The organism is Halomonas sp. H10-59, from assembly GCF_040070555.1.
In the GTDB taxonomy this organism is placed as follows: Bacteria; Pseudomonadota; Gammaproteobacteria; order Pseudomonadales; family Halomonadaceae; genus Halomonas; species Halomonas litopenaei.
On sequence record NZ_CP098828.1, the window covers coordinates 3,692,098 to 3,718,016 of the forward strand.

Sequence of the window (25,919 nt, forward strand, 5' to 3'; positions counted from 1 at the left end):
GGCCGTCATCAGAGCATCATCAACAGCTACAACCCGGAGGTACTACGATGAACACCTACCAGACCACACTGCTGAAGCGCCTCGCCCTGGCCGGCTTGATCGGCCTGTTCTCCAGCGCCGCCCTGGCCGATCACCACGCCGAGGGAGACGAAGAGATGAAGCAGGAGCAAGTCATGCCTGAAGATAGCGGCGTCGACTCCTCCAACGATTCAGCGAAGGCCGAGGGCGAAGATGGCGCCATTCCCGGAGGCGAGATCGTCAAGGATGGCGGTGTCGACTCCAACCACGCGCCCAGCGACGACGCTTCCGCCAGCGACAGCCAGTCGGCGCTGGACGAGGGCGACCTGGTGGAAGACAGCGGTGTCGATTCGGCCAACGAGCCGGAAAACGACGTCTAAGCCTCCAGATTGCAGGACACCTGCGCTGCAGAGCTTGCACGCAGCATCCCAAGGCTCCGCTACGGCGGGGCCTTTGTCGTGGCAAGGCCCGCTGTTTGTTGGACGCGTTCTTTCCAGCGCTCTCTCCAGCGCTTCATGCTTCCCTTGATGTGCACTACTGCCCCCCGAGCTTTAGATGCATAACGCTTATGCTTTTGCGCTATGCTGCACACCTCGTTCCGCCTTGCCCTGGGCGGCATGTTAGACTATGCGGTCCATTTCCGGAGGAACGCTTCATGTCCCTCGATGATCTTCAGCTCAATCTCCGTAACCTCACCTGTGACGACTACCCTCAGCTCAAGGGGCTGATGGACAAGGTCTACCACGACATCGGCGGAGCCTGGCCCAGGATCACCATCGACAGGCTGGTGGCGGAGTTTCCTGACGGCCAGATCGTCATCGAGGACGACGGCCGGGTCATCGGCGTGGCGCTTACCGCCCTGGTCGACTACGAGGAGTTCTCCAACCCGCACAAGTACGACGACCTGATCGGCAAGCGCGAGACGATCCAGAACGCCAAGGACGGCGATGCCATGTACGGCATCGACGTGCTGATCGACCCCGACTACCGCGGCTATCGCCTTGGCCGTCGCCTCTACGAGGCGCGCAAGGAGGTCTGTCGCCAGCTCAACCTCAAGGCCATCCTGGCCGGCGGACGCATCCCCGAGTATCACCGGGTGGCCGACAGCATGTCGGCGAGCGAGTACATCGACAAGGTCTCGCGCAAGGAGCTGCATGACCCGATCCTGTCGTTCCAGTTGTCCAACGACTTCCAGGTCAAGCGCCTGCTGCGCAAGTATCTGCCGGAAGACGAGAAGTCCCAGGGCTACGCGACCCTGCTCGAGTGGAACAACATCCTGTTCGAGCCGGCCGAACGCATGCTGGAAAGTCGTCCGACCCAGGTTCGAGTCGGCGCCGTGCAGTGGCAGATGCGCGAGTTCGCCTCGGTGGAGGCGGTGCTGCAGCAGGTCGAGTACTTCGTCGATGCCTTGTCCGACTACCAGAGCGACTTTGCGGTCTTCCCGGAGCTGTTCAATGCACCGCTGATGGGCCTTCAGGACCGCGCCGCCCAGCAGGACCAGATGGCGGCCATCCGCTTTCTGGCCGGCTTCACCGAGCGCTTCAAGACCGAAATGTCGCGCATGGCGGTGGCCTATAACATCAACATCATCGCCGGATCGATGATCGAGGAAGGTGACGACGGACGCCTCTACAACGTGGCCTACCTGTGCCACCGCGACGGCTCCATCGAGCGCCAGGCCAAGCTGCATATCACCCCCCAGGAGCGCCGCGACTGGGTGATCGAGGGCGGCGAGGATCTGTGCGTATTCCAGACGGATGCCGGACGCATCGGCATCCTGATCTGCTACGACGTGGAGTTCCCGGAGCTGGGCCGACTGCTCGCCGATCAGGACATGGACTTGCTGTTCGTGCCCTTCTGGACCGACACCAAGAACGGCTATCTGCGGGTTCGTCACTGCGCCCAGGCCCGAGCCATCGAGAACGAATGCTACGTGGTGCTGTGCGGTAGCGTCGGCAATGTGCCGTCCATCGAGAACCTGGACATCCAGTACGCCCAGTCATCGGTGTTCTCGCCTTCCGACTTCGCCTTCCCCCACGACGCAGTGATGGCAGAGACCACCCCCAACACCGAGATGATCATGTTCTCCGACCTGGATCTGTCGCGGTTGACCGTGGTGCGCGCCGAGGGCTCGGTGACCAACCTCAAGGACCGCCGTAAGGACCTGTTCGACCTGCGCCTGCGCGACTGGTCGTGGAAGTCCGGCGCCAGGGACCAGGACGACAGCTAGTCGTGCTGTCACGACTCAAGCGCTGGCGGGCGGCCCGCTTCGATGCCCGCCACCCCTTCCCCGCCGCCACCTGGGCAGGCGCCCGAGCGCGCCTGCCCTTGCTGGCCCGCGTGCCCGAGGCTTCGGCCCAGCGCCTGGGCCAGCGTGCCTGGCGGTTTCTTCACGACAAGCGTCTGAGCCTTCACCCGGACCTGGACCCTGCGGCACTGGATAGCGAGGAACGCCTGGCCCTGGCGGCCCAGGCCTGTCTGCTGACGCTGGGCTGGAGCGAGCACGAGCACCAGGAAGCCTTTGCCAACGTGCACGAAGTACTGGTGTTGCCCGACGCCTTTCGTCGCCAGGTCGAAGAGATGGACGAGGCCGGGGTGATGCACGTCTACGAGGACGAGCGCGCCGGCGAGACCTTCTACCAGGGGCCGGTGGTGATCGCCTTTCCCGATCTGGTCGAGAGCGGTGGCCTGGATGGCTTCAACGTGGTCATCCATGAATTCGCCCACAAGCTCGACATGGGCAATTCTCAGGACGTCGACGGATTTCCACCACTGCCGGTCACCATCGCCTCCAGGGAGTGGCATCGCGAGTTCACGGCGGTCTGGCAGGATCTGCAAAAGCGCCTCGAAGCAGGCGACCCCACGCCCATCGATGACTACGCCGCGAGCCATCCCGGCGAGTGCTTTGCCGTCTGCTGCGAGACCTTCTTCAGCGCCCCCGACCGTCTGATGGAGGCCTACCCGGGACTCTACGATCTGCTCTGTCGCTACTTTCAGCAGCAGCCCCTCACATGGGCGCTGACTGCCGATAACGACCATCCCGCACCCTCACCCGCCACTCAGGAATCCCCCCGATGACGAGGCGCTGGCTACTGCCGACCCTGGCCATCACCGTGCTGGCAGCGCTGGGACTGACCTGGCAGTGGCTGGCCATGCATGACCTGCTTACCGTCGACACCCTGATGAAGCTTTCCCAGGGTGGCACGGCGTGGCGCGACAGCCCCTGGGCCATCGTCGTGGTGGCTGCTGTCTATGCAGGGCTATCGCTTGTGATGTTTCCGCTGAGTCTGCTGGTGGCAGCGACCGGGCTGGTATTTGGCCCCTGGTGGGGCTTCGGCTACGCCCTGATCGGTACCCTGTCGGCCTCCTGCCTGACCTGGTGGGTCGGTCGCAAGCTTGGCCGCGATGCGCTGTTGCGCTACGGGGGAAAGCGCTTGAACGGCCTGTCACGCTACCTGTCGGGACGCGGCATCCGCACCATGACGCTGGTCAACCTGCTGCCGCTGGCCCCCTTCACCCTGACCAACATGATGGCCGGAGCCTTCCATCTGCGCTTTCGCGACTACCTGATCGGTTCCACCCTGGGCATCGCCCCGGGCCTGGCCGGGGTCACCCTGCTCGGCAGCCAGTTGGGCGAGTTGATCACCGCCGACAGTCGCAGCGAGATCTTCTATGCGCTGGGTGGCCTGGCGCTGGGTGTCGGCCTGCTGGTCGGACTCAAGCGCTGGGCCGACGGGAGAAAGGCCGATCGGGGATCATCCAGACAAGTGGAAAGCAAGTAGCACCGCCACGGCTGACCTACTGCGTCACGTGCACGAACTCGACTCGGTTTCGACCATTGGTCTTGGCCTTGTACATCGCCTGATCGGCCTGATTGACCAGGCTGTCGAGGTCAGCGCTGTCACTGTCGATCAGCAACGCACCGATACTGGCGGTGACGCGTATCACGCTATCGGCGACGGGTATCTCCAGCTCGGACAGGGCAAGGTTGAAACGCTCGAGGGCGGACATCAAGGCAGGCTTGTCGACGTCCGCCATGACCACGCAGAACTCCTCTCCCCCCATGCGGGCGATAAGGTCCGACTTGCGAAAGCTTGCGTCGAGCGCCTTGGCCACGGCGACCAGCACCCTGTCCCCGGATTCATGGCCGTAGGTATCGTTGATCGACTTGAAGTGATCGAGATCGACCAGCGCGACACCCAGCGCTCCCTTGCCGCGCTGCCAGCGCTTGGCCAGGGTGGCAAAACGGGTAGCAAAGGCGCGACGATTGCACACCCCGGTCAGGGGGTCGGTCTCGGACAGCACTTCCATCTCTTCGATCTGATGATGGATGCGTATGCTGGCGGCGACCCAGTGGGCCATGGCCTGCAGGCGCTCACGATCTTCATCGGTGAAGGCATTCGGGCTTTCGTGGGCGATGTTCATGGTGCCCACGCAGCGACTGCCGCTGATCATCGGGACATCGAGACAGCACCCTAGCCCCTTGGCACTGAGCATCTGGCAGTCGAGATCGGGACTCCCGTCAAAACGCTCGGCGTACTCCGCCTGGCGAGTGCGATAGACACGTCCGACCATGGTGCCGTAGATCGGCACAGGCTGATCCATCGGGATGGCGTTGTTACCTTCCATGGCGATCAGGGTCAGCTCGGTCTCGGACTGCGCCAGAGTGATGGAAGCGCGGTTGGCGCCAAACACCGTACTTGACCAGCGTGCCACCGTATCCAGCACGTCCTGGAGCGATTCGGCCGCGGACAGCTCATGCACGAAGCGTATCGGTAACTCGATGGTCAGATCCGCGCGCAGGGACACGGCGTCGTCATCACGCTGCGCCGACGATGATCGCTTGCTGTCCTGCCGTGTCTGTTCCAACGTCATACCCTCACCGAGCGCTGTTCGCTCTATCCAACCGAAGAAACGAAGCCTTTGGAGATTCTATCGTGCTCTCCTGGTGAAGCCGAGTCACATGAGCATAAAATGAATGAACGCACTATTCGGAAAATTTTGTGCGTTTAAACCTAGGTGTCTTGAATCAGCAAGCGGCGTCACCTCGACGGCAGTTCGGGTTCGTCTTCATGTTGGCCGGGCCACCAGGATGGCCGCTCCTCACGCCACTCTTCACGCCACTCCTCCTGGACCAGGTGGCGTAGCACCCTCCCTCGGTAGCGTAGCATCTGCCACTCCGCGCCCAGTCGGCTGCGTACACGCTCCCAGCCGCCGTCATCGGCGTGGGTGAAGGGGCCGCCGCGGGCGATCGCCAGGCGGTAGACCCGCAGGCAGCGCTCGGCGCAGCGAGCCTCGTCGTAGGCCTGGGCCGTGCTCAGGGCGGTCTCGTGCAGGGCCGGCCAGTATCGTGCGTCGGTACATTCGGCCAGGGCCAGGGCGAAGGCCTGCTCATCCTCATGCGCCAGCAGCCGTCCATTCTCGCCATTTCGCACGACTTCGCGAACGCCAGGGGCATCGAGGGCCACCACCGGCAGCCCCGCTGCCATTGCTTCGGCCACCACCATGCCCTGGGTCTCGCTGTGTGATGCAAAGGCAAAGACGTCCATGGCGTGGTAGGCGTCGATCAGCGCCTGCCCGTGCAGGCAGCCGGTAAAACAGACACGCTCGCTCACCCCATGACGATCGGCGGCGGCTTCCACCGCTTCTCGGGCATCACCGTCTCCTACCACCAGCCACCAGGCCTCGGCATCCTCGACCAGCGCCTGGCACACCGCGCCCGCCAGAAATGCCAGATTCTTCTCCTTGGCCAGCCGACCAAGATGGCCGATCACCCGGGCATCAGCGGGGATCGCGAAGTGGTCCCGCCAGCGATCACGCTTGCCCGTCGCAAAGAGTGAAGTGTCCACTCCGCTGGGCACCACCGTCATGTCCGGGTTGCCGGCGCGCTGGACCAGCAGCTGCTTGACGCTCTCGCTGGGAGCAATCACCTCATCGCACAGCCAGGTGTACTGGGTCGCCAGCGCCACCGCAAAGCGCTGCATCCGCGAGGAATCCCCCGGCACGTAGTGGGTGTAGTGCTCGTACAGCGTGTGGTGGGTGAACACCAGTGGCAGGCCGTAGGTTTCCGCCGCGCGCGCCGCGGTGTCGCCCAGCAGGAAGGGATGGTGTGAATGAACGATGTCTGGCTCGAAAGCCTCGATGGCGTCGAACAGTTGTCCGGGGATTGGCACCGGCAGCGAGAAGTCGCTGCCGTTGAAATGCTGCACCGCGACGACACGCACCACATCCGGCTCGTGTTGCGGCTGTCCCTCCAGCCGAGGCGCCACCACCAGTACACGATGCCCCGCCCGCTGCAACTGGTGCTTCAGGCGCTGCACGGACTCGCTGACACCACCGACGATCGGCGCATAGGTGTTGGTGAACATCAACACATTCACGGCGGCAGCAGTCTCCCGAAACAGATGATGGACCGCACCCCGGCGGCGACAATCCCAGGGTGCGGTGCAGGCGGGAGCCGGACGGCACCCTAATTCTCAATTCTATGCTCTTACGAGCGCCAGCGCCCGCCAGCGATAGCGCTCGATCAGCGGGCACGATCATACCGACTCGATCGGCTCAGCCCCAGTCCTCCTGGAGCAAAGTGCCGAGGCCTGACCTCTTGCCGACAAAGTTGTCACGATGGCCCTGGCGCCACCTCGCCCGCCAGCCAGCGCCATAGCCGTTCGCTTTCGATACTGCCCTGCGCACTGCGCGGGCGACACAACCAGAATCCTTCGCGGGTGGGCACCTCGATGTCAAACGGGGCAACCAGCCCCTGGGGATCTTCCAGCAGGCAGCGGTGCACCAGCGCCACCCCCGCCCCTTGCCGGGCCAGGGCCATCACCATGGACAGGTTGTCGCAGATCAGACTGTGACAGTGGCTCGACAGATCCTTGCGCCCGGCGTGCTCCAGCCAGGCCGGCCAGCCGGCCGCGAAGCCCGCCGCGTGGAGCAAGGTCTGCCCGGCCAGGGCATCCAGCGAGACGAGCTGCCCTGCCAGCGGCGGCGTACAGACCGGCAACAACGACGACGCCCCCAGAGAGATCGACTCCATGCCGCGCCACTCTCCCTGGCCGTAGCGCAGTTCGATATCGGCCCCTTCGGCACCGAAATCCGAACTCCAGACGGCGCTGACCACACGCACGGTCACCTCGGGGTGGGTAAGGTGAAATCGTGCCAGACGAGGCGCCAGCCATTGGCTCTGAAGCGCCGGCGTAGTGCGCAGCGTCACCGAACGATCCGGGGTCACGCCGAACACCTCCAGGGTGCCCTCATCGAGCCGCGCAAAGGCTTCCTGGACGCTCGGCAACCAGGCCTGGCCCGCCGGCGTCAGCGTCAGGCTGCGCGGGTGGCGCACGAACAGTGGCTGCCCCAGGCGGTCCTCCAGCAGCCGAATACGTTGACTGATGGCGGCCTGGGTTACCGACAGTTCCTGGCCCGCTGCGGTAAAGCTCAGGGTTCTTGCCGAGGCCTCGAAGGCCTGCAGCCAATGCAGAGGAGGAAGTCGGTGCATGTGGTTTCTGGCCCTATGGTTTAGCGTCAATGAAAAAGACAGTCATAAGCCAAGCTTGGCCTAAGGCGTCATATTAGTCGTTTGTCGCCATCGCCTCGAGCCTCCACCATCGGCGTCAACACTCGTCACCTATTTCGTCAACACTCGTCACCTGGGAGCCATCCATGAGCACCACCTCGTTGACCTCGACCGCCGACGCCGGCCACATCGATATGCACGAACTGGCCCCCTGGCCCCAGCACCTGACGCTGACCGACGTGGTCGCTGAAGGCTTGCGTCTCTCGCTGGTCTGGAACAACGGCGACCGAGGACAATTTCCTCTGTTGTGGCTGCGCGATCACTGCGCCTGTGATCAGTGCCGCCACCCGCTGACCCGGGAACGCCTGGTCACACCGATGGCCGCCGTTCCAGGGCTCGACGAGGCCCGCATCGAGCACGGTCAGCTCCACCTTGACTGGCAGGACGGACACCACAGCCGCTTCGCCGCCGGCTGGCTGCACCAGCGTCGCCCCGGCGAGGCCGTCATCGACAGCCTGCCGCGGCCTGTCGCCTGGCAGACGCCGTTTTCCCCCCAGCATGTGCGGCATGCCGATCTGGTGGCCGGTGGCAACGGCGAAAAAGCCTGGATCACGGCGTTGCTGCGCGACGGCCTGGTGCTGCTCGACGAGGGGCCGCTGGAACTCGAGGAGGTCAGTCGCCTGGCACGGCGCATTGGCCCGCTCAAGGCCACCAACTTCGGGGCTCGCTTCGACGTCATTTCAAAGCCCAACCCCAACAACGCGGCCTACACCTCGATTGCCCTGGCGCTGCACACCGACCTGCCTAACTGGCGCCAACCGCCGGACATGCAGTTGCTGTATTGCCTGAAGAACGATGCCGAAGGCGGCGGCTCGATCTTCGCCGACGGCATCCAGGTCGCCGAGGCGCTGCGCGCGGCCAACCCCGATCACTTCCAGCTTCTGGCCGAGACCGCCATCGACTTTCGCTTCCAGGACGAGGAACACGATATCGGCGTCCGCGAGCCGGTCATCGACGTCGGCACGGATGGGCGCATCCGCGAGATTCGCTTCAACAACTGGATTCGTGACACCCTGCACCTGCCTGCCGACCTGATCACCCCCTGGTACGAGGCCTACCACCACTTCTGGACCCTGCTGCATGCACCACAGCATCAGATTGCCCTCGACCTGCGTCCCGGGCAGATGGTGGCCTTCGACAACCGCCGGGTACTGCATGGACGTGAGGCCTTCGATCCCTCCACCGGAGAGCGTCACCTCCAGGGCACCTACCTGGACCGCGACATGCTGGAATCCCGGCTGCGAGTGCTGGCACGCAAGGGCTGACGGGGCCGGCAGTCGTTCAATCGAGTGACGGGATCCTGGCCGCCAGGCGCCGAGCGAGGAAGTCGACCAGCGCACGCAAGCGCGCGGGGACGTGCCGGCGCTGGGCGTAGACCGCGAAGAAGTCGGCACGCACCCCCTGCCAGCTCGGCAGCAGGCTGACAAGGCGCCCCTCCTTCAATTCATCGTGAACGTCCCACCAGGAGCGCAGCATCACCCCGTGACCATCGAGCGCCAGTCGCTTGATGACCTCACCGTCATTGCTGGTAAGGCGCCCGCCGACCTTGACCGACGTCTCGACACCGTCGGCGTCGACGAATCGCCACAGCGCAAAATCGCTGTCATTCTCTCGCAGAACCAGACAGGCGTGGCGCTGCAGCGCCTGAGGAGTCTCGGCCCGACCACAGCGCTCGATATAGTCGGGAGAGGCGCAGACAACACGTCGGCTGGCCACCAGACGGCGGGCCACCAGGCGCGAGTCGGGGGGCTCGCCGATACGGATGCCCAGATCCACGCCCTCAACCAATGGCGCGGGAAAGTTCGAGAGTTCCAGTGACGCCTCGATGCCCGGATGCAAGGCACAGAACTCGGACAGCAAGGGCGCCACATGGCGACGGCCGAAACCGAAGGTCGCGTTGAGCCGCAGCGGTCCCGCCAGCGCCTTGCGATCCTCGCCCAGGCTCTCTTCCAGTTCGGCCAGCTCATCCAGTAGCGCTACCCCCCTTGCCAGGTAACGCTCACCTTCGGCGGTCAGGGTAAGCCGCCGGGTGGTGCGCGTGGCGAGTTCCACCCCGAGCCGCGCCTCCAGCTGCTTCAGGCGCTTGCTGACCGCCGACAGCGACAGTCCCAACTCGCGTGCGGTGGCGGTCAGGTTGCCGGCCTGGGCCAGTTGACGAAAGAACGCCAGATCATCGAGCGATGCCACCCTTTTCTCCACTTGAGGTCAACAATGAATTGCCATCGAGCCCCATTATCGCCTCGCTGTAAAGAGCTAGACTAATCTCACCCGTTGCCCCCGCCGATTCCACGCCAAGCACCACCGTGGCCTGCGCGCGAGGCGCACACGACACGCCAGTAGACAAGATCAAGGAGCTTTCATGGCCCATCGCATCGCCATCATCGCCGGTGACGGTATCGGCACCGAAGTCATGCCCGAGGGCGTGCGCGCCCTCGAGGCTGCCGCAAAGCGCTTCGCTATCGACCTGGATACCCAGACCTTCGACTTCGCCTGCTGCGACTACTACCTCGAGCACGGCAAGATGCTGCCGGACGACTGGCGCGAGACGCTGATCGACTTCGATGCGATCTTCTACGGCGCCATCGGCTGGCCCGAAAAGGTACCGGATCACATCTCGCTGTGGGGCTCGCTGCTCAAGTTCCGCCGCGAGTTCGACCAGTACGTCAACCTGCGCCCCTGCCGCCTGCTGCCGGGTATCAAGAGCCCGCTGGCCGGTCGCGAGCCCGGCGACATCGACTTCTACGTGGTCCGCGAGAACACCGAAGGCGAATACTCGAGCGTCGGTGGCACCATGTTCGAGGGCACCGACCGGGAGGTGGTGATCCAGGAAACGGTGATGACCCGCCACGGCGTCGACCGGGTGCTCAAGTACGCCTTCGACCTGGCCCAGAGCCGCCCGCGCAAGAAGCTGACCTCGGCCACCAAGTCCAACGGCATCGCCATCACCATGCCCTGGTGGGACAGCCGTGTGGCCGAGATGGCCAAGCAGTACGGCGACGTCGAGGTGGACAAGTTCCACATCGATATCCTGACCGCCAACTTCGTCATGCATCCGGACTGGTTCGACGTGGTGGTGGCCTCCAACCTGTTCGGCGATATTCTTTCCGACCTGGGGCCCGCCTGCACCGGAACCATCGGCGTGGCGCCCTCGGCCAACATCAATCCCGAAGGCACCTTCCCAAGCCTGTTCGAGCCGGTTCACGGCAGCGCCCCGGATATCGCCGGCAAGGGCATCGCCAACCCCATCGGCCAGATCTGGTCTGGCGCCATGATGCTCGAACACCTGGGTCACAAGGACGCCGGCGACGCCATCCTGGCCGCCATCGAGGCGGTGCTGGAAGACGGCGACAGCGAAGTGCTAACCCCGGACCTGGGCGGCAACGGCACCACCGAGCGTCTGGGCGCCGCGATCAGCGAGCGTATCGCCCAGGGCTGATCACCCTGCCGGCCCGGCATCCTCGAGCCGGGCCGGTCTTCAGAACCCCACGATCTGCTCTGGCAACCATGTCGCCAGACTCGGCACCAGCGCCACCGCCAATAGCGTCACCAGCTGGATCGCGATGAAGGGCAGCACCCCTCGGCACATCTGGCCGTAGGTGATGTCATCCGGGGCGATGGACTTCAGATAGAAGATCGACGATGCCATCGGTGGGGTGAGATAGCTGGTCTGGATGGTCACCAGCACCAGGGTGGCGAACCAGACCGGATCGATGCCCAGTTGCTTGACCACCGGCGTGAAGATCGGAACGCAGATCAGCACGATGGACGTCCAGTCGAGCACGAAGCCGAGCAGGAAGGTCACGCCGAGGAAGAACAGTATGACACCGGTGGGGCCGCCGAGCTGCTCAGCGATCTCGGCCACCATCTCGCCGCCGCCGTTGACCGCAAAGATCCCGGTAAACATAGTGCCCCCCGCCACGATCAGCAGAATCATGGCGGTGATGCGCACCGTCAGGGACAGCGATTCCCCTAGCGCCTGGACGCTGATACCGCCATTCATCACAGCCAGCAGCAAGGCGCCGCCCACGCCGACCGCCGCCGCCTCTGTCGGTGAGGCAATGCCCATCAGCAGCGAGCCCAGCACCGCAAACATCAACAACAGCGGGGGTACCAGGGCCTTGGCGGTGATCGCGAGCTTCTGGCCCAGCGGCAAGGGTGTCGCCTCCACGGCCGGAGGGCCGTCCTGGGGGCGCAGGGCGCAGCGCACCAGAATGTAGAGAGCAAACAGCGAGACCATCAATCCGCCTGGCAGAATGATGGCGGCAAAGAGTTCGCCGATGGAAAGCTGGGCAAGTGCCGCATACACCACCACGATCACGGTCGGCGGAATGATCGTGCCCAGGGAGCCCCCGGCGCAGATGGTCCCGCTCATCAGGCTATTGCGATAGCCATAGGCGCGCATCGCGGGTATCGCCATCAGACCGATCATGATCTCGACAGCACCGACCACTCCAGAGGCGGCGGCAAAGATGGCCGCCATGGCGATCGTCGTCAGCGCCAGCCCCCCAGGCAGTCGGCCGATCCAGAGCTGGATGGCATCGAACAGTTGACCCGCGATTCCCGACTTCTCGAGGATTCCTCCCATCAGCACAAACAGCGGGATGGAAGACAGCACATAGTGGGTGGCGGCGCTGTAGACGCTACCGTACAGCTGCTGAAAGATCATCGGTCCGAAGGCGTACCAGCCAGCGGCAACCGAGACCAACGTCAACGAATAGGCGATGGGGATGCCCAGGAAGATAAGCAGAAATAAGCCGGGAAACATCAGACCGGCAACGAGGGCATCCATCAGCGACTCTCCTCGGTGGTACGTGCTGTACAAAGCTGCCGCACTCCGTCCACCGCAAGCTGGCAGGCGAAGAGGGAAAGCCCGATGGCGATAAGGGCGTAGAGCGGCCACATCCTGGGTGCCCATACGCTGACCATTTCCACCTCATTGGTGTGCCAGGCCCGCAGGGTGCGCAGCCATCCGTGATGCGCCATCAGCGCCACCACCGGCACCATCAGCAGTAGATAGACGGCACCGTGCAGGCGCTGGACCAGACGCGGCGGAAGCAGGCGACTGAAGGCATCGACCCTGACGTGGCCATCCACCTTGGCGGTCCAGGCGATGCCGAGAACAAAGGCAGTTCCCGTGGCCATGTAGGACAGATCGAAGGCCCAGATGGTCGAGGCATTGAAGGCATAGCGTGCAATGACTTCGTAGAGCATGGCGCCGGTCAGGGCGACAAGCGCCAGGCGACTGCCCCACGCCAGCAGCGTCGACGCCCTGTCGATGAGGTTCATCAGTGTATTCATGAATAGGCGTCACCCCGCAGGCCGAGGTGACGTTCCTCCAGGATCGGTTGAGGGGTCAGTCGCGGATCAGGTAGTCGTTCTGCTCGCTCCAGCGCTGCTGGTAGGTGCGGTAGTCTTCCAGCAGCGCCTGCATTGCAGGATCGTCTGACGCTTCAACCGTGGCCTCCATCCAGGCCCGACCGCTCTGGGCCAGATCCTCGACAAACTCGGGGTCCAGGCTCACCACTTCATTGCGGCCCGAACGGTAAGCCTCCATTGCCAGCATGTCCTGGTGATAGAACTGGCTCAGGCCTTCATAGGTCGTGAGCTTGGCGGCGGCTTCGATCAGCGGCTTGAGGTCGTCTGGGACGGCCGCCCAGGTGTCCTCGGTCACGACAACCTCCCAAAGGAAGGTGGGCTGATGCACGCCGGGAACCACGATGTACTTGGCGGCTTCATGGAACCCTTCTGGCTGGTTGCTCGATGGGGTTGCCCACTCCACCGCGTCGACACCCTTGCGCTGAAGCAGGGTGTAGGTGTCCCCCGGCGGCACCACGGTCGGCACTGCGCCGTAGTATTCACGCATCACCTCCGCCCAGGGGCCCGACGTACGATACTTCAAACCTTCGAGATCATCGGCACCATCGATCCTGACGTTGGCGTGAGCGAAGACTTCGGTGGAGCCGATACCGACGATCAAGGAATGCAGCCCCTCGCTGGCACGCAGCTCCTGCAAGGCCTCTTGACCGCCCCCTTCGTAGATCCAGTTGATATAGGTCTCCGGCCCCATGCCACCGGGGAAGCCGGCAAAGATGGCGTTGATGGGCTTCTGGTTTACCAGGTAGCTGGGCGTGGAGTGCCCCGCCTCCACGGTGCCTTCCAGCACGGCCTCGTATACCTGCAACGCAGGTACGATCACCCCTGCGCCGAAGGGTTTGATCTCCACCCGTCCCTGGCTGAGGGTGTCGGCGTTATCGGCAAACCGCTCCAGAAAGTTCTCGTAAAAAGGGGAGCCCGCCGGTACCGAGGTCGGCACCTTCCACTCGACGTCAGCCGCCAGGGCAGGCGCCACCAGCCCCATCACCAGACTTCCGATCGCTGCTGCACTCAAGGCCTTGTTGTTCATTGTATTGACTCCATCGGTGTATCCAGCGCCCATCGCCAGATTCCACATTCCCCAACGCTTCGACAGGCCGATACGCCCAGACTCAGGCAATGCCGCCAAAAACGTAGATTGTATAAAATATATTTACAGGATACCCAAATGCAAGAGCGCCGTGAAAGCCCGCCCCTGTGATCCATCAAGACAACGGTCAGACCAGAACCCCGGTCAGGTGGCGCATGCCAGTTCGACGTGACACAACCGCACCAGGCCACCCTGTACCAAGGCGTCGCACGTCGGCCGAGAGAGCCAGAAAAAAAGCACGGAGGGAAGGCAGGAAACAGAGAAGGATGCCGAGAGAAGAATGCAGAGAGACGACCAGAGAGCACAGAGCATCAGCAGGCTTGGCAAGCCCGTGCCCCCTGAGGAGGCAACCATGGGAGAGGGAGCCTCCTTGAGGAGGCACTCCGCTGCACGACATACAGCGGCGCTTATTCTATGAATCCAGGTGCTTGAATTCAGGGGGTCAAACTGTCAGGTTCGCGGCAATGGCTGGTGTTGCCACACCCCCTGGACCACTCGTACCCGGTCGTCGCTGAGGTTGTCGAGCAGGTTACGGCCCATCTCCACGAAGACCTCACCAAAGATCAACGCAGGACCGGGCAAGCGGGGACGAATGGGAGGACGGGCAGCAGGTCCTGACGCCTGAGGTGACGACTCGCCCCCCTCCTGCCTGGGCGGCTGCGTCTGGTCCGTGTTGCTGCCACCATGGGCTCGGCGGTCAGCCCCGCCCTGCTCGCGACGCCGGTGATGGCTACGCCAGGCCAGCGCCTCGGCGCTGACATCCTCCAGCGCCTGGCGCTGAAACCCGGCGGCCTGGAGGTGTTGCTCGAGATCCTTCAGGGACAACAGTCGGCTATGCTCGGGCGTTCTCGCCCAGGGCACCGGCAGCGATAACGGCGCAGGATTGTCGCCTCGAACCACCTCGTGGAGCACCAACCTGCCGCCCGGAGCGAGCACCCTGCGACACTCGCTCAACACAGCGGCGAGGTCCGGCATATTGAGCAGGGCATGCTGGCACCACACCGCCTCGACACTGGCATCCCCCAGCGGCAACTCGGCGGCATCGGCGCACACGAAACGGGTAGTTTCCTCCAGTCCACAGGCCCGACTCAGCCAGGTCGCGACCTCGATGAAGCCCGGCGTGATATCCACCCCCACCACTTCGTAGCCAAGCTCACGGGCCAGCAGACGACTGGCGCCGCCGGTACCGCAGCCCAGATCGAGCAGGCGCGCTGCTCCGCTGGAACCCGTGCCCGCACCCGCGAACGCGTCCCAGCGAGGACCGTCCCCCTTGTTCGGGGGCTGGCCGGCATCCCACCCCGCCAGGGCCATCAATCGCCGGCTGGCCGCCCTGCCCCCCAGATGCAGTTGATCGATACCGGCCATCTCGTCATGACTCAGATGGTCGGGGTCGCATCCCGCCTCGACGAAGGCACGTTCGAGCCGAGCCAGCAGGCTTCCTTTGGCATCATAGTGCTGGCCCAGCTGGCTACCTGGCGTTCCTTGCGGGGCCTCTCCTGGTGTCCCCTTTAGCGTCATGCGGCGCTCCTTGCACGTTTATGGCTGCTCAACCTCAAGCGGGAAGCCTCTTGGACAACAGCAGCAAAAAAGACATACACTTCTTGTACGAAAATTATGCAATACATCCAGCGGTGACTCGACTTCCACCCGCCTGCCACCCTTCAGGAGCCCTCATGGATACGCAAGGACGCCGGCCTTCGTCGGCCCCGGCTCGAAAGCCGACGCGACGCTCTGCCCTGCTCGCAGCCGTTGGCGCCCCGCTGGTGCTGTCGGCCTGCACAGGCCTGCCCTCTGGCACCCAGCCCATCGATGACTTCACCCTGGAGGACTATCTGGGTCGCTGGTACGAGATCGCGCGCTTCGATCACAGCTTCGAGGAAGGGCTAGACTGCGTCACCGCCGACTACGCCACCCGGGATGACGGTGGCGTCCAGGTGATCAACCGTGGCGTCGACCTGTCCAAGGGCGAGCCCGACGTGGCCGAAGGCAAGGCCTACCTGCTGGAGGAAGACAACGTCGGCCGCCTGAAGGTGAGCTTCTTCGGCCCCTTCTATGCAAGCTACAACATTCTGGCGCTGGATGACGCCGGACAATGGTCGCTGGTCACCGGACCGGACCGCGACTATCTGTGGATCCTCGCCAGAAGTCCCCAGCTTGACGATGCGACCTACCGCTCGCTGGTCCAGCGCGCACAGGATCTGGACTACCCGGTCGAGGAGCTGATAGAGGTCGAACAGGGCGAGGAGTGCGAGCCCTATCGCCAGGGCTGAGCAATAGTCAGGCGCTGCCACAGGCCGCCTGACCTCGTCAGAATGTATAACATACAGACCAGTGAACACCTCATACGCTGAAAGGGCGACCACCTCGGTCGCCCTTTCACTGCATGGAGGTCAAGCAATGTCACTGGGAAGACGAGAGTTTCTTGCCGCCACGGCGGCCATCGGCGCCACCGCTGCGGTGCCGTCGCTATTTGCCCACGCCGGCGGCACGCCCGAGCGCTATCCGATCGACGCCTGGCAGGTGGTGGATGATCGCTTCAAGCAGTACATGCTGTTCAACGCCCCGCTGGAACGGGAATGGACGGGCGGACTCTGGCTCGAGGGGCCTGCCTGGAACGCCGTGGGTCGCTACGCCGTGTTCAGCGACATCCCCAGGGCCCGGCAGATGCGCTGGGACGAGGCCAGCGGCCAGGTCAGCGTGCTGCGTGATCATATCGGCCATTCCAACGGCAACGCTTTCGACGATCGTGGTCGCCTGATCGCCTGCGAACACTCGCCGGCCCAGGTGGTTCGCTACGAGTGGGACGGCAGTCGCCATGTGCTGACCAGCACCTTCGACGGCAAGCCACTCAATGCCCCCAACGATCTGGTCACCCTGCCCGGCGGCGCCATCATCTTCACCGACCCCGGCTACGGCGCACACTCCGACTACGAGGGCAAGCAGCGCTCGCTCGAACTCGAGACCGCCATCTACTACTGGGAGGACGGCATGCAGGAGCCGACCCGTCTGACCACAGAGCTCTACAAGCCCAATGGTATCGCCCTGGGGCCGGACGGCAGCTCGCTGTATGTCACCGATACCGCCCCTTCGCACCATCCCGATCAGCCCGCCACCATCACGCGATTCACCTTCAGCGCCGAGAACAGGACGCTGGCTGGTGCCGAGAGGCTGGTGGAAAGCACCAGCGAGGGCTATGACGGCATGTGCTGTGATGAGGACGGCAACCTCTGGGTCGGCACCTCAGGGGGCGAGGGCAAGGATGGGGTCAGCGTGTTTGCTCCGGATGGCACCCTGATCGGTCGCGTCCTGCTGCCGGAAGTCTGCGCCAACGTTTGCTTCGTCGGAGAGAAGCGCAACCGTCTGCTGATGGCCGCCAGTCAATCGCTGTATACCCTCTATACCGGCGCTCGCGGTCTCTAGGCGCCTGCCGCTGTGGCCGTTCATCTCCAACCCGGCGGCGAATGCTGCCGGGCCTTTCATTATCGCACCCCCGGTTTTCACCAGATCGACGCTCGCTCTTGCGAGGTCCCTCGCTGCCTAAGAAGGTGAAGCGGCATCCGCGCCTCCAGCGATGATCGAATGCCCGGCCATCGGCCGCTGACAGGCCACGCCCTGCCCTGTTTCCGTTCGCCCCCGCTCGGCTGGCGAGTCGGCCCGGAGGGTCGCTAGTGGGTAGGTAGTGGGCCAGCTCTGGGCCGATGAGAGGCAACGGGGCCCTCCTGGGGGCTCGCTATGATGCGGCGACAAGAATTCGATAAATGCCTTGGCAACAAGAAGACTCCCGATGACGTTTGTTCTGACACCCGACTCAGGTTCCCTTTGTTCCTCGCCTCTGGCGGGAGGTCGCCATGCTGGCTGAGTGGCTGACGGCAAGTCTTGAGGCCGATGCGTCGTCCCCCGACCGGCCGATCAAGGGCCGGGAAGGCTCGCTTTCAGGCGGCCGCTATCGGATCGAGGGGCCGGGCCTGCTGCGCCTGATCCCGGACACCGTCGGCGCAGATGCACGCGCCTGCGTGCTGTCCGTCGGCATCCACGGCAACGAGACCGCGCCGATCGAGCTGCTGGGTGATTGCCTGGCGCGCCTGGAGGCAGGGCTTGCCTCTGTCGGTGCTCCGGTGCTGGTGATCCTCGGCAACCTCGAGGCGATTCGTCGCAACACCCGCTTCGTCGAGACCAACCTCAATCGACTGTTCCGGCGGGAACTCGACCAGCCAGGTGACGAGGCCGACCGCGCGCGTGAGCTGATGGCCGCGGTGGATGCCTTCTTCGCCGACCACAGCCAGCTGCCAAGGCTGCACTACGACCTGCACACCGCGATCCGCGACAGCCACTACCCACGCTTCGTGGTGGATCCTTTCGCCGAGACTCGTACCGATAGCGAGCAGTGGCACTGGATGGCCGGCGCGGGCATCCAGGCGGCGCTCAAGCAGCATCAGCATAGCTGGACCTTCTCCCACTACAGCAAGCACTACCACGGCGCCCAGGCGTTTACCCTGGAACTCGGCAAGGCGTTGCCGTTCGGCCACAATGATCTCGAGCCACTTGAACCCATGGGCCGGCTGATTCAGTCGCTGATCGCCGGACAATTGCCCGAGTCGGGCGAGATTCAGCAGCTGGATGGCTTTGCGGTGGCTGTCGAAGTGTTCCGTGAAAGCGAGGACTTCGCGCTGTGCTTTGCCGATGACATTCCCAACTTCACCGAGTTCGCCCCCGGTACCGTGGTGGCGCGTGACGCCCAGGCCGGCGATACCCGTATCGGTGACGAGCCGCTCAAGGTGGTGTTCCCCAACGCCAGGGTAGAACTCGGCGCTCGAGCGGCGCTGCTGGTGCGCCCGGTGAGGCTGACATCAGCGTGAGACCGCACCTCTTTTACTTACAATAAATACATACATAACAACAACCTGGAGATAGACGCATGACAACTCCCGCCCCTATACTCGACGAAGGTCTATACCCCCTCGGATCAGCTTCGTCTGCTGCGCCGTTCCAAGCCTGTTAGAATCCCCCGTTTTTTTCGCGCCAGCCCGCGCCATCCGGCCGGCCCACCCGGCACGGCCGATTCTATCTGGAGCCCGATTCATGGCTGATACACCAATTCCGCTGGAAGTGCGCAATATCAAGAAGCGCTTTGGCAACACCGAAGTGCTCAAGGGGCTGTCTCTCGAGGCCCGCAAGGGGGACGTCATCACCTTGATCGGCGCCTCCGGCTCCGGCAAGAGCACCTTCCTGCGCTGCATGAACCTGCTTGAACAGCCCAACGAGGGCGAGCTGTTTGTCCACGGCGAACAGATCCGCTTCAAGGAAACCAAGCACGGCCGCGAGCCTGCCGACTGGAACCAGGTGGTACAGATGCGCGCCAAGCTGTCGATGGTGTTCCAGAGCTTCAACCTCTGGGCCCACATGACGCTTCTGGAGAACGTCATCGAAGCGCCTGTCCACGTGCTCAAGAAGTCGAAGAAGGAGGCCATAGAACACGCCCGCGCCCTGCTAAAGCGGGTCGGCCTGGCCGAACGCGCCGACTACTATCCTGCCCAGCTTTCCGGTGGCCAGCAGCAGCGTGGCGCCATCGCCCGGGCACTCGCCATGGACCCGGAGGTCATGCTGTTCGACGAGCCGACCTCGGCGCTGGACCCGGAGCTTGTCGGCGACGTGCTCAAGGTCATGCGTGACCTGGCCGAGGAAGGCCGCACCATGATCGTGGTAACCCACGAAATGGCCTTCGCCCGCGACGTCTCCAGTCAGGTGATCTACCTGCACCAGGGTCAGGTCGAGGAAGCGGGTCCGCCCGACCAGGTGCTGGGCAACCCCAGCTCCGAGCGACTCAAGCAATTCCTTGCACCCAAGCGCTGAGGCGGCCAGGAGAGACCCATGATTGACCTTCACGGTTACGGGCCACGCCTTCTCGAGGGGGCGCTGGTCACCATCGAACTGGCGGTGCTGTCACTGATCCTGGCCATCGGGCTTGGCCTTGTCACCGCCAGCGCCAAGATGTCGCGCAACTGGGTGGCCCACCGCCTGGGCACCCTCTATACCACCATCATCCGCGGCGTACCGGACCTGGTGCTGATGATGCTGCTGTTCTTCGGCGGCCAGATCGGCATCAACATGGTCACCGACTGGCTGTACGCCCGCTTCGGTATCGACATCTTCATCAACGTCAACGAGTTCGTCGCCGGCGTCCTGACCATCGGCCTGATCTTCGGTGCCTATATGGGCGAGACCTTCCGTGGCGCCTTTCTGGCGGTGGACAGCGGCCAGATCGAGGCAGGCCGCGCCTACGGCATGAGCCACGCCCTGGTGTTCCGCCGTATTCGCTTCCCGCAGATGATGCGCCATGCCCTGCCGGGCCTGTCCAACAACTGGATGGTGCTGTTGAAGACCACCGCCCTGGTCTCGGTGATCGGCCTGTCCGACATGGTGCGGGTCGCCGCGGAGGCCTCCAAGGCCACCCGCGAGCCCTTCCTGTTCATGATCATCGTGGCGGTCATCTATCTGCTGATCGCCAGCGTCTCGGAGTGGTTCTTCGCCAGACTGCAGAAGCGCTACGACGTCGGCTTCGGAGGGCATGACTGATGGATTCACTGCTTGCCTCAATCGAAGCACTGCTGGCCGACAACACCATCTTCACCCTCGACACCCTGTCGTACTACGGTGAGGGGCTGACCACCACGGTCCAGCTGGTGTTCCTGTCATTGATCGTCGGCCTGATCGCCGCGGTGCCACTGGCCATCGGCCGGGGTTCCAAGCGCCGCTGGATCAAGATGCCGATCTTCTTCTACACCTATGTATTCCGCGGCACGCCGCTGCTGGTGCAGCTCTACCTGATCTACTACGGCGTGGTGTTCGTCGAGGGCATCCAGGACACCTGGCTATGGGTACTGCTGGAGAAGCCGTTCTTCCCGGCGCTGGTGGCGTTCTCGTTGAACACCGCGGCCTACACCACCGAGATCTTCCATGGTGCGATCAAGGCCACCCCGCGTGGCGAGATCGAGGCGGCCAGGGCCTACGGCATGCGCTACTCGCTGATGATGCGCCGCATCGTGCTGCCCAGCGCCTTCCGCCGGGCGCTGCCGGCCTACGGCAACGAGGTGATCTTCATGCTCCACGCCAGCGCCATCGCCAGCGTAGTGACCATCATGGACCTGACCGGTGCGGCTCGCTTCGTCTATGCCCGCTACTACGCGCCCTTCGACGCCTTCCTGTTCGTGGCGGCGATCTACCTGTGCCTGACCTTCGCCATCCTGTACCTGTTCCGCTATCTGGAAAAGCGACTGCTGGCCCACTTGAAGCCGGCCTCCGGTTAAGCCGTCGTGACGCCGGAGGCCACCGCCTCCGGCGCCGTCGCGCTATCGTCAAACAAGCGTTGGGAACTGGCGTTTCATTTCTGCCGCCCTGCCCTTCCTGAGAGGGCCCCGATTCGCTAAGGTGATGGTATGCGTCCACAAGACGCCCTCCCATCGCATCAACACCCGCTTATCAATAACAAGGGTTTACCTATATGACACTGCGCAAGCTCTTTACCGCTGGCCTGATCGGCACCGCGGTTCTCGCTTCTACCGCCCAGGCCGAGGTTCGTGACATCCGCATCGGCGTCGATGTGCCCTACGAGCCGATGGAATACCGCACCCCCGACGGCGAGCTGACCGGCTTCGACATCGATCTGGGTAACGCTCTTTGTGCTGAAGTCGGCATCCAGTGCGAGTGGGTGGTTCAGGGCTGGGACGGCATCATCCCCGGCCTGATGGCGCGCAAGTACGACGCCATCATGTCCTCCATGACCATCAACGACGAGCGTCGTGAGCAGGTGCTGTTCTCCGACCCCTACTTCACCCCGCCGTCCGCCTGGTTCGCCCCGACCGACCTGGAGATGGGCAACCCTGACGTCGAGTCCCTCGAGGGTCTGACCATCGGCGTGCAGCGTGGCACCCTGCAGGACAACTACGTCACCGACCTGTACGGCGACGTGGCCGATGTCAGCCGCTACGCCACCGCCGACGACCTGGTGCTGGACATGGACTCCGGCCGCGTCGACATCGGCTTCCTCGACTATCCGGTCGGCAAGTCGACCCTGCTGGACAGCGAGGCAGGCGACTACAAGGTGGTCGGTGAGCAGATCACCGAGCCCAAGGAGTACTTCGGTGACGGCTTCGGCATCGCCTTCCGTCAGCGTGACGAGGACCTGGCCAAGGCCTTCAACGAGGCGCTCGCCACCCTGAAGGACAACGGCACCTACGAAGAGATTCATGCCAAGTACTTTGCTGAATAAGTCTTTGCTGAATAAGCATCTTGCTGAAGCAACAAGTCCTGCCCGAGCCAACGCCTCGAGCAGGCACCGCGCCGGACCCTCTTGGGTCCGGTGTCACCACCGGCACTCGCTGGAACACTTGCTGTAGCACTCGCTAGAACACTCGACAGCACCTTGAAGCGACAGGACATCTTCGTGCCCCTGACCTGGCTCCCCATCTTCGCAGAGTCCCTTCCCCGGCTGCCCTGGCTGGATGGCTTTGCCCTGAGCGAATGGTTCGACGAATAGCGTCCCCTGCGCATACTCCAATGCCTTGAAAGTTCTGCTTGTTCGCCCTCCCCTGGCGACATTGCCCTGTCTGTCGGCAGCTCCCTGCTGATGCATCGTTGCAGGGGTCCTACTCTGTGGTTATTCACTCTTGTCCAAGGAAATCCCCATGAATCGTTCCCCCCTTCTGCTGGCCTCCGCCCTGTCCGCGCTGATGATCGGCGCAGGCCCATCACTCGCCGAAGAGCCGCTTCGCCTGGCCGTCGATGTGCCCTACGAACCCTTCGAGTACAAGACCGCCGACGGTACCCTGACCGGCTTCGAGATCGACCTGGGCAACGCCGTCTGCGAGCGCCTCGAGATCCAGTGCACCTGGGTCGAGCAGCCCTGGGACGGCATGATCCCGGCGCTGATGGCGCGCAAGTTCGACGCCATCATGTCGTCCATGGCGATCACCGAGGAACGCAGCCGCCAGGTGCTGTTTTCCGAGCCCTACTACACCACCCCGAGCGCCTGGATCACGCCGCGCGGCCGCGACATCGACATCGCCGACAAGGCCAGCCTCGAAGGCCTGAGCGTCGGCGTGCAGCGCGCCACCCTGCAGGATCGCTACGTCACCGACCTGTACGGCGATGTGCTCGAAGTACGCCGCTACGCCAGTGCCGACGACGTGGTCGCCGACCTGCGTGCCGGCCGCCTGGACCTGACCTTCATGGACTACCCGATCGCCGAGGCGATGATCGACATCGATACCGAGCAGAGCGACTTCGTGCGCATCAGCGACTTCATCAAGGAGCCCGAGACCTACTTCGGCCAGGGCGTCGGCGTGGCCTTCCGCAAGCGCGACCGTGAACTCGCCGAACGTTTCAACGAGGCCCTGGCTGAGCTCAAGTCAGACGGCACCTACGACGAGATCATGAACGAGTACTTCAGCTACGACGTCAAACTGTGAACGTTGCCCTTTATCGTTCAGGCCGGCCTGCCCCAGGGCCGGCCCTGTCTCGGGAGCCGCCATGCTGATCCTTCTGAAGAATGCCCGCCTCTACGCCCCTGCCGCGATGGGCCTCAAGCACCTGCTGATCACCGACCGCCGCATCGCGGCGGTGCTGGAGCCCGAGGCCAGCGTCGATGAACACTTTCCCGGCCTCGAGGTACACGACCTCGAGGGCCGGCGGGTCATCCCTGGCCTGGTCGATCCACTGGTGCACATGACCGGCGGTGGTGGCGAAGGCGGCTTTGGCACCCGCACCCCCGAGCTCCGCCTCGAGGATGCCATCGCCTCCGGCGTCACCACCCTGGTGGGGGCGCTCGGCACCGACGCCCTGACCCGCACGCCGGCCAACCTGCTCGGCAAGGTACGCGAGCTCGCCGCCGGCGGCCTGAGCTGCTACGCCTACACCGGCTCCTACCAGCTGCCGCCGGTGACCCTGACCGGCTCGGTGGCCGAGGATATCGTCCATATCCCCGAGTTCATCGGCGTCGGTGAGGTCGCCATCAGCGACCATCGCGGCTCCCAGCCCAGCGCCCATGAGCTTGCTCGGCTGGCCTCCGAGAGCCGCACCGCAGGAATGCTCGCCGCCAAGTCCGGGATCGTCTTCATCCACACCGGCGACGCCGAAGGTGGCCTGGAGATCCTGCGTGAGGTAGCACGCACCACGGCCTTGCCCATCGCCCAGTTCATGCCGACCCACATCAACCGCACCGCGGCGCTGTTCGAGGATGGCCTGCGCTTCGCCCGGGACGGCGGGCGGATCGACTTCACCACCAGCACCACGCAGGAGCTTCTGGCCGACGGCGAGGTGCCGGCCTCCGAGGCCGCCGCCAGGGCGCTCAAGGCCCGCGTCGACCCTTCGCGCATCAGCCTGTCCTCCGACGCCAACGCTTCCCTGCCCCGCTTTGACGCCGAGGGGCGATTCGTCGGCCTCGAGGCTGGCCGCCTGGACAGCCTGTTCGAGGTACTGGGCGAGTGCGTCAACGACCACGGCATCGCCCTGGAGGTCGCCGTGGGCCTCGCCAGCACCCACGCCGCAGACGCCCTCGGGCTCAAGCGCAAGGGACGTCTGGCGGTCGGTCAGGACGCCGATCTGCTGGTGCTCGGCGACGATGACTGGGCGATCGACCAGGTCTGGGCGCTGGGCCAATGCCTGCATCGGCGTGACACGAATCGTTAGGCGTGTAAGGATCTCTCCATCACCACGACTGATTACGGTCCCGCAAGCTGGCGTGTAACCTTGATGGCAAGCCATCGCGCCGAGCCTGCGTCTCCCCCACCCACGAGGAGAGCCCATGAAAAGCTATGAAAAGTCACCCGAGGCCATCGCCCGACTGAACCGCGAGCAGTATCGGGTCACCCAGGAAAGCGGCACCGAGCGTCCCGGCACCGGGGAGCACCTGCACAACCAGGAGCCCGGCATCTACGTGGACATCGTCTCTGGCGAGCCGCTGTTCGCCTCGTCGGACAAGTACGAGTCCGGCTGTGGCTGGCCCAGCTTCACCAAGCCGATCGAGCCGGCCTACGTCAACGAGCTGGTGGATTCGTCCCATGGCATGATCCGCACCGAGGTGCGCTCATCCCACGGTGACAGCCACCTGGGTCACGTCTTCAACGACGGCCCCAGGGACAAGGGAGGCATGCGCTACTGCATCAACTCGGCGTCGCTCAGGTTCATCCATCGCGATGACATGGAAGCCGAGGGCTACGGCGAATATCTGAATCAAGTCGAGGAGGTCTGAACATGGCACAACAACGCGCAGTTCTCGCAGGCGGGTGCTTCTGGGGCATGCAGGATCTGATTCGCCAGTTGCCAGGGGTCGAGTACACCCGGGTCGGCTACACCGGTGGCGACGTGCAGAACGCCACCTATCGTAACCACGGCACCCACGCCGAGGGTATCGAGATCCTGTTCGATCCCGACGTGATCAGCTATCGCAAGCTGCTGGAGTACTTCTTCCAGATCCATGACCCGACCACGCCCAATCGTCAGGGCAACGACCGTGGCATGTCCTACCGCTCGGCCATCTACTACGTGGATGAAGAGCAGAAGCGTGAAGCGCTCGACACCATCGCCGACGTGGAAGCCTCGGGTCTGTGGCCCGGCAAGGTGGTCACCGAGGTCGAGCCGGTGGGGGATTTCTGGGAGGCCGAGCCCGAGCACCAGGACTACCTGCAGCGCATTCCCCATGGCTACACCTGCCACTTCCCGCGCAAGGACTGGGTACTGCCCAGGCGCACCGAAGAGGCCTGATGCGCGTCGTCTGACAACGCCAACCAGGCCATCGCATCACGGCACCCACCAGCGCCGCCCCTCGGGGCGGCGCTGTCGTGTCCGGCTCCAGGTGTCCTGTCCGGGCTC

At 64.0% G+C, this 25,919-nt stretch carries 25 protein-coding genes; 17 read left to right on the top strand and 8 right to left on the bottom strand.

Annotated elements, in window-relative coordinates; all coding sequences use genetic code 11:
- Window positions 1-47 precede the first annotated feature (47 nt).
- From NFG57_RS16025 to NFG57_RS16040, 4 genes are all read left to right on the top strand, one after another.
- Window positions 48-398 (top strand): hypothetical protein, encoded by a 351-nt coding sequence (locus NFG57_RS16025; protein ID WP_108132416.1) that lies wholly within the window; start codon window positions 48-50, stop codon window positions 396-398.
- A 275-nt stretch (window positions 399-673) separates the two neighbouring features.
- The gene (locus NFG57_RS16030; RefSeq protein WP_045991713.1) at window positions 674-2,248 is read left to right on the top strand and encodes a bifunctional GNAT family N-acetyltransferase/carbon-nitrogen hydrolase family protein; all 1,575 of its coding nucleotides are present in this window, start codon (window positions 674-676) and stop codon (window positions 2,246-2,248) included.
- A 2-nt stretch (window positions 2,249-2,250) separates the two neighbouring features.
- A complete protein-coding gene (locus NFG57_RS16035; protein WP_083970243.1) occupies window positions 2,251-3,096 on the top strand; it encodes a M90 family metallopeptidase in 846 nt (281 codons plus the stop codon).
- A complete protein-coding gene (locus tag NFG57_RS16040; RefSeq protein ID WP_108132413.1) occupies window positions 3,093-3,800 on the top strand; it encodes a TVP38/TMEM64 family protein in 708 nt (235 codons plus the stop codon). The genes NFG57_RS16035 and NFG57_RS16040 overlap by 4 nt, the downstream gene beginning before the upstream one ends.
- Before the next feature lie 16 nt (window positions 3,801-3,816).
- Here the strand turns inward: NFG57_RS16040 and NFG57_RS16045 are convergent, their stop codons facing one another.
- From NFG57_RS16045 to NFG57_RS16055, 3 genes are all read right to left on the bottom strand, one after another.
- On the bottom strand, window positions 3,817-4,893 hold the full coding sequence (locus tag NFG57_RS16045; protein ID WP_083970241.1) for a sensor domain-containing diguanylate cyclase: 1,077 nt from the start codon (window positions 4,891-4,893) through the stop codon (window positions 3,817-3,819).
- Window positions 4,894-5,060: 167 nt separating this feature from the next.
- Entirely contained in the window at window positions 5,061-6,398 is a 1,338-nt protein-coding gene (locus tag NFG57_RS16050; RefSeq protein ID WP_287164232.1) for a glycosyltransferase, read from the bottom strand.
- Between the two features lie 236 nt (window positions 6,399-6,634).
- Complete coding sequence (locus NFG57_RS16055; protein WP_045991711.1) at window positions 6,635-7,513, bottom strand: LysR substrate-binding domain-containing protein; 879 nt, start codon at window positions 7,511-7,513, stop codon at window positions 6,635-6,637.
- A gap of 164 nt (window positions 7,514-7,677) precedes the next feature.
- Between NFG57_RS16055 and NFG57_RS16060 the strand changes: the two genes are divergently transcribed.
- A complete protein-coding gene (locus tag NFG57_RS16060) occupies window positions 7,678-8,856 on the top strand; it encodes a TauD/TfdA family dioxygenase (protein ID WP_348814757.1) in 1,179 nt (392 codons plus the stop codon).
- 16 nt (window positions 8,857-8,872) lie between these two features.
- On the opposite strand, the gene NFG57_RS16065 is transcribed toward NFG57_RS16060, so the two are convergent.
- Window positions 8,873-9,778: a LysR family transcriptional regulator gene (locus NFG57_RS16065; protein ID WP_348814758.1), complete on the bottom strand. Its 906-nt coding sequence runs from the start codon at window positions 9,776-9,778 to the stop codon at window positions 8,873-8,875.
- A gap of 172 nt (window positions 9,779-9,950) precedes the next feature.
- Between NFG57_RS16065 and NFG57_RS16070 the strand changes: the two genes are divergently transcribed.
- Window positions 9,951-11,027: a tartrate dehydrogenase gene (locus tag NFG57_RS16070; protein ID WP_045991709.1), complete on the top strand. Its 1,077-nt coding sequence runs from the start codon at window positions 9,951-9,953 to the stop codon at window positions 11,025-11,027.
- Window positions 11,028-11,066: 39 nt separating this feature from the next.
- On the opposite strand, the gene NFG57_RS16075 is transcribed toward NFG57_RS16070, so the two are convergent.
- From NFG57_RS16075 to NFG57_RS16090, 4 genes are all read right to left on the bottom strand, one after another.
- Window positions 11,067-12,380: a TRAP transporter large permease subunit gene (locus NFG57_RS16075; RefSeq protein WP_348814759.1), complete on the bottom strand. Its 1,314-nt coding sequence runs from the start codon at window positions 12,378-12,380 to the stop codon at window positions 11,067-11,069.
- Window positions 12,380-12,889: a TRAP transporter small permease subunit gene (locus NFG57_RS16080; RefSeq protein WP_045991707.1), complete on the bottom strand. Its 510-nt coding sequence runs from the start codon at window positions 12,887-12,889 to the stop codon at window positions 12,380-12,382. Before NFG57_RS16080 ends, NFG57_RS16075 begins: the two co-directional genes overlap by 1 nt.
- A gap of 55 nt (window positions 12,890-12,944) precedes the next feature.
- A complete protein-coding gene (gene dctP, locus NFG57_RS16085; RefSeq protein WP_108132408.1) occupies window positions 12,945-13,994 on the bottom strand; it encodes a TRAP transporter substrate-binding protein DctP in 1,050 nt (349 codons plus the stop codon).
- A gap of 510 nt (window positions 13,995-14,504) precedes the next feature.
- Window positions 14,505-15,572 carry a class I SAM-dependent methyltransferase gene (locus tag NFG57_RS16090; RefSeq protein ID WP_348814760.1) on the bottom strand — a complete coding sequence of 356 codons (1,068 nt, stop codon included), beginning with the start codon at window positions 15,570-15,572 and terminating at the stop codon, window positions 14,505-14,507.
- A 155-nt stretch (window positions 15,573-15,727) separates the two neighbouring features.
- Between NFG57_RS16090 and NFG57_RS16095 the strand changes: the two genes are divergently transcribed.
- The 11 genes from NFG57_RS16095 (at window position 15,728) to msrA (ending at window position 25,811) form a co-directional block, all read left to right on the top strand.
- On the top strand, window positions 15,728-16,324 hold the full coding sequence (locus NFG57_RS16095; RefSeq protein WP_108132407.1) for a lipocalin family protein: 597 nt from the start codon (window positions 15,728-15,730) through the stop codon (window positions 16,322-16,324).
- Between the two features lie 127 nt (window positions 16,325-16,451).
- The gene (locus NFG57_RS16100) at window positions 16,452-17,474 is read left to right on the top strand and encodes an SMP-30/gluconolactonase/LRE family protein (RefSeq protein WP_108132406.1); all 1,023 of its coding nucleotides are present in this window, start codon (window positions 16,452-16,454) and stop codon (window positions 17,472-17,474) included.
- Between the two features lie 428 nt (window positions 17,475-17,902).
- Window positions 17,903-18,910 carry a succinylglutamate desuccinylase gene (locus tag NFG57_RS16105; RefSeq protein ID WP_348814761.1) on the top strand — a complete coding sequence of 336 codons (1,008 nt, stop codon included), beginning with the start codon at window positions 17,903-17,905 and terminating at the stop codon, window positions 18,908-18,910.
- Between the two features lie 223 nt (window positions 18,911-19,133).
- Complete coding sequence (locus NFG57_RS16110; protein ID WP_045992792.1) at window positions 19,134-19,904, top strand: ATP-binding cassette domain-containing protein; 771 nt, start codon at window positions 19,134-19,136, stop codon at window positions 19,902-19,904.
- Window positions 19,905-19,922: 18 nt separating this feature from the next.
- Window positions 19,923-20,627, top strand: coding sequence for an ABC transporter permease (locus NFG57_RS16115; protein WP_045992793.1), 705 nt, complete (start codon window positions 19,923-19,925; stop codon window positions 20,625-20,627).
- Window positions 20,627-21,358 (top strand): ABC transporter permease, encoded by a 732-nt coding sequence (locus NFG57_RS16120; protein WP_108132404.1) that lies wholly within the window; start codon window positions 20,627-20,629, stop codon window positions 21,356-21,358. The genes NFG57_RS16115 and NFG57_RS16120 overlap by 1 nt, the downstream gene beginning before the upstream one ends.
- A gap of 200 nt (window positions 21,359-21,558) precedes the next feature.
- Entirely contained in the window at window positions 21,559-22,320 is a 762-nt protein-coding gene (locus NFG57_RS16125; RefSeq protein WP_045992836.1) for a transporter substrate-binding domain-containing protein, read from the top strand.
- Window positions 22,321-22,735: 415 nt separating this feature from the next.
- The gene (locus NFG57_RS16130; protein ID WP_222515994.1) at window positions 22,736-23,518 is read left to right on the top strand and encodes a transporter substrate-binding domain-containing protein; all 783 of its coding nucleotides are present in this window, start codon (window positions 22,736-22,738) and stop codon (window positions 23,516-23,518) included.
- Window positions 23,519-23,579: 61 nt separating this feature from the next.
- Complete coding sequence (gene iadA / locus NFG57_RS16135) at window positions 23,580-24,737, top strand: beta-aspartyl-peptidase (RefSeq protein WP_348814762.1); 1,158 nt, start codon at window positions 23,580-23,582, stop codon at window positions 24,735-24,737.
- Between the two features lie 115 nt (window positions 24,738-24,852).
- Window positions 24,853-25,299 carry a peptide-methionine (R)-S-oxide reductase MsrB gene (gene msrB / locus NFG57_RS16140; RefSeq protein ID WP_108132402.1) on the top strand — a complete coding sequence of 149 codons (447 nt, stop codon included), beginning with the start codon at window positions 24,853-24,855 and terminating at the stop codon, window positions 25,297-25,299.
- A gap of 2 nt (window positions 25,300-25,301) precedes the next feature.
- Window positions 25,302-25,811 carry a peptide-methionine (S)-S-oxide reductase MsrA gene (gene msrA, locus NFG57_RS16145; protein WP_045992797.1) on the top strand — a complete coding sequence of 170 codons (510 nt, stop codon included), beginning with the start codon at window positions 25,302-25,304 and terminating at the stop codon, window positions 25,809-25,811.
- Window positions 25,812-25,919: the final 108 nt, after the last annotated feature.

Coding starts and splice junctions, on each gene's coding strand:
- NFG57_RS16025 (WP_108132416.1), top strand. CDS start 48: ATGAACACCTACCAGACCACACTGCTGAAGCGCCTCGCCCTGGCCGGC.
- NFG57_RS16030 (WP_045991713.1), top strand. CDS start 674: ATGTCCCTCGATGATCTTCAGCTCAATCTCCGTAACCTCACCTGTGAC.
- NFG57_RS16040 (WP_108132413.1), top strand. CDS start 3,093: ATGACGAGGCGCTGGCTACTGCCGACCCTGGCCATCACCGTGCTGGCA.
- NFG57_RS16045 (WP_083970241.1), bottom strand. CDS start 4,893: ATGACGTTGGAACAGACACGGCAGGACAGCAAGCGATCATCGTCGGCG.
- NFG57_RS16055 (WP_045991711.1), bottom strand. CDS start 7,513: ATGCACCGACTTCCTCCTCTGCATTGGCTGCAGGCCTTCGAGGCCTCG.
- NFG57_RS16060 (WP_348814757.1), top strand. CDS start 7,678: ATGAGCACCACCTCGTTGACCTCGACCGCCGACGCCGGCCACATCGAT.
- NFG57_RS16070 (WP_045991709.1), top strand. CDS start 9,951: ATGGCCCATCGCATCGCCATCATCGCCGGTGACGGTATCGGCACCGAA.
- NFG57_RS16075 (WP_348814759.1), bottom strand. CDS start 12,380: ATGGATGCCCTCGTTGCCGGTCTGATGTTTCCCGGCTTATTTCTGCTT.
- NFG57_RS16080 (WP_045991707.1), bottom strand. CDS start 12,889: ATGAATACACTGATGAACCTCATCGACAGGGCGTCGACGCTGCTGGCG.
- dctP (WP_108132408.1), bottom strand. CDS start 13,994: ATGAACAACAAGGCCTTGAGTGCAGCAGCGATCGGAAGTCTGGTGATG.
- NFG57_RS16090 (WP_348814760.1), bottom strand. CDS start 15,572: ATGACGCTAAAGGGGACACCAGGAGAGGCCCCGCAAGGAACGCCAGGT.
- NFG57_RS16095 (WP_108132407.1), top strand. CDS start 15,728: ATGGATACGCAAGGACGCCGGCCTTCGTCGGCCCCGGCTCGAAAGCCG.
- NFG57_RS16100 (WP_108132406.1), top strand. CDS start 16,452: ATGTCACTGGGAAGACGAGAGTTTCTTGCCGCCACGGCGGCCATCGGC.
- NFG57_RS16105 (WP_348814761.1), top strand. CDS start 17,903: ATGCTGGCTGAGTGGCTGACGGCAAGTCTTGAGGCCGATGCGTCGTCC.
- NFG57_RS16110 (WP_045992792.1), top strand. CDS start 19,134: ATGGCTGATACACCAATTCCGCTGGAAGTGCGCAATATCAAGAAGCGC.
- NFG57_RS16115 (WP_045992793.1), top strand. CDS start 19,923: ATGATTGACCTTCACGGTTACGGGCCACGCCTTCTCGAGGGGGCGCTG.
- NFG57_RS16120 (WP_108132404.1), top strand. CDS start 20,627: ATGGATTCACTGCTTGCCTCAATCGAAGCACTGCTGGCCGACAACACC.
- NFG57_RS16130 (WP_222515994.1), top strand. CDS start 22,736: ATGAATCGTTCCCCCCTTCTGCTGGCCTCCGCCCTGTCCGCGCTGATG.
- iadA (WP_348814762.1), top strand. CDS start 23,580: ATGCTGATCCTTCTGAAGAATGCCCGCCTCTACGCCCCTGCCGCGATG.
- msrB (WP_108132402.1), top strand. CDS start 24,853: ATGAAAAGCTATGAAAAGTCACCCGAGGCCATCGCCCGACTGAACCGC.
- msrA (WP_045992797.1), top strand. CDS start 25,302: ATGGCACAACAACGCGCAGTTCTCGCAGGCGGGTGCTTCTGGGGCATG.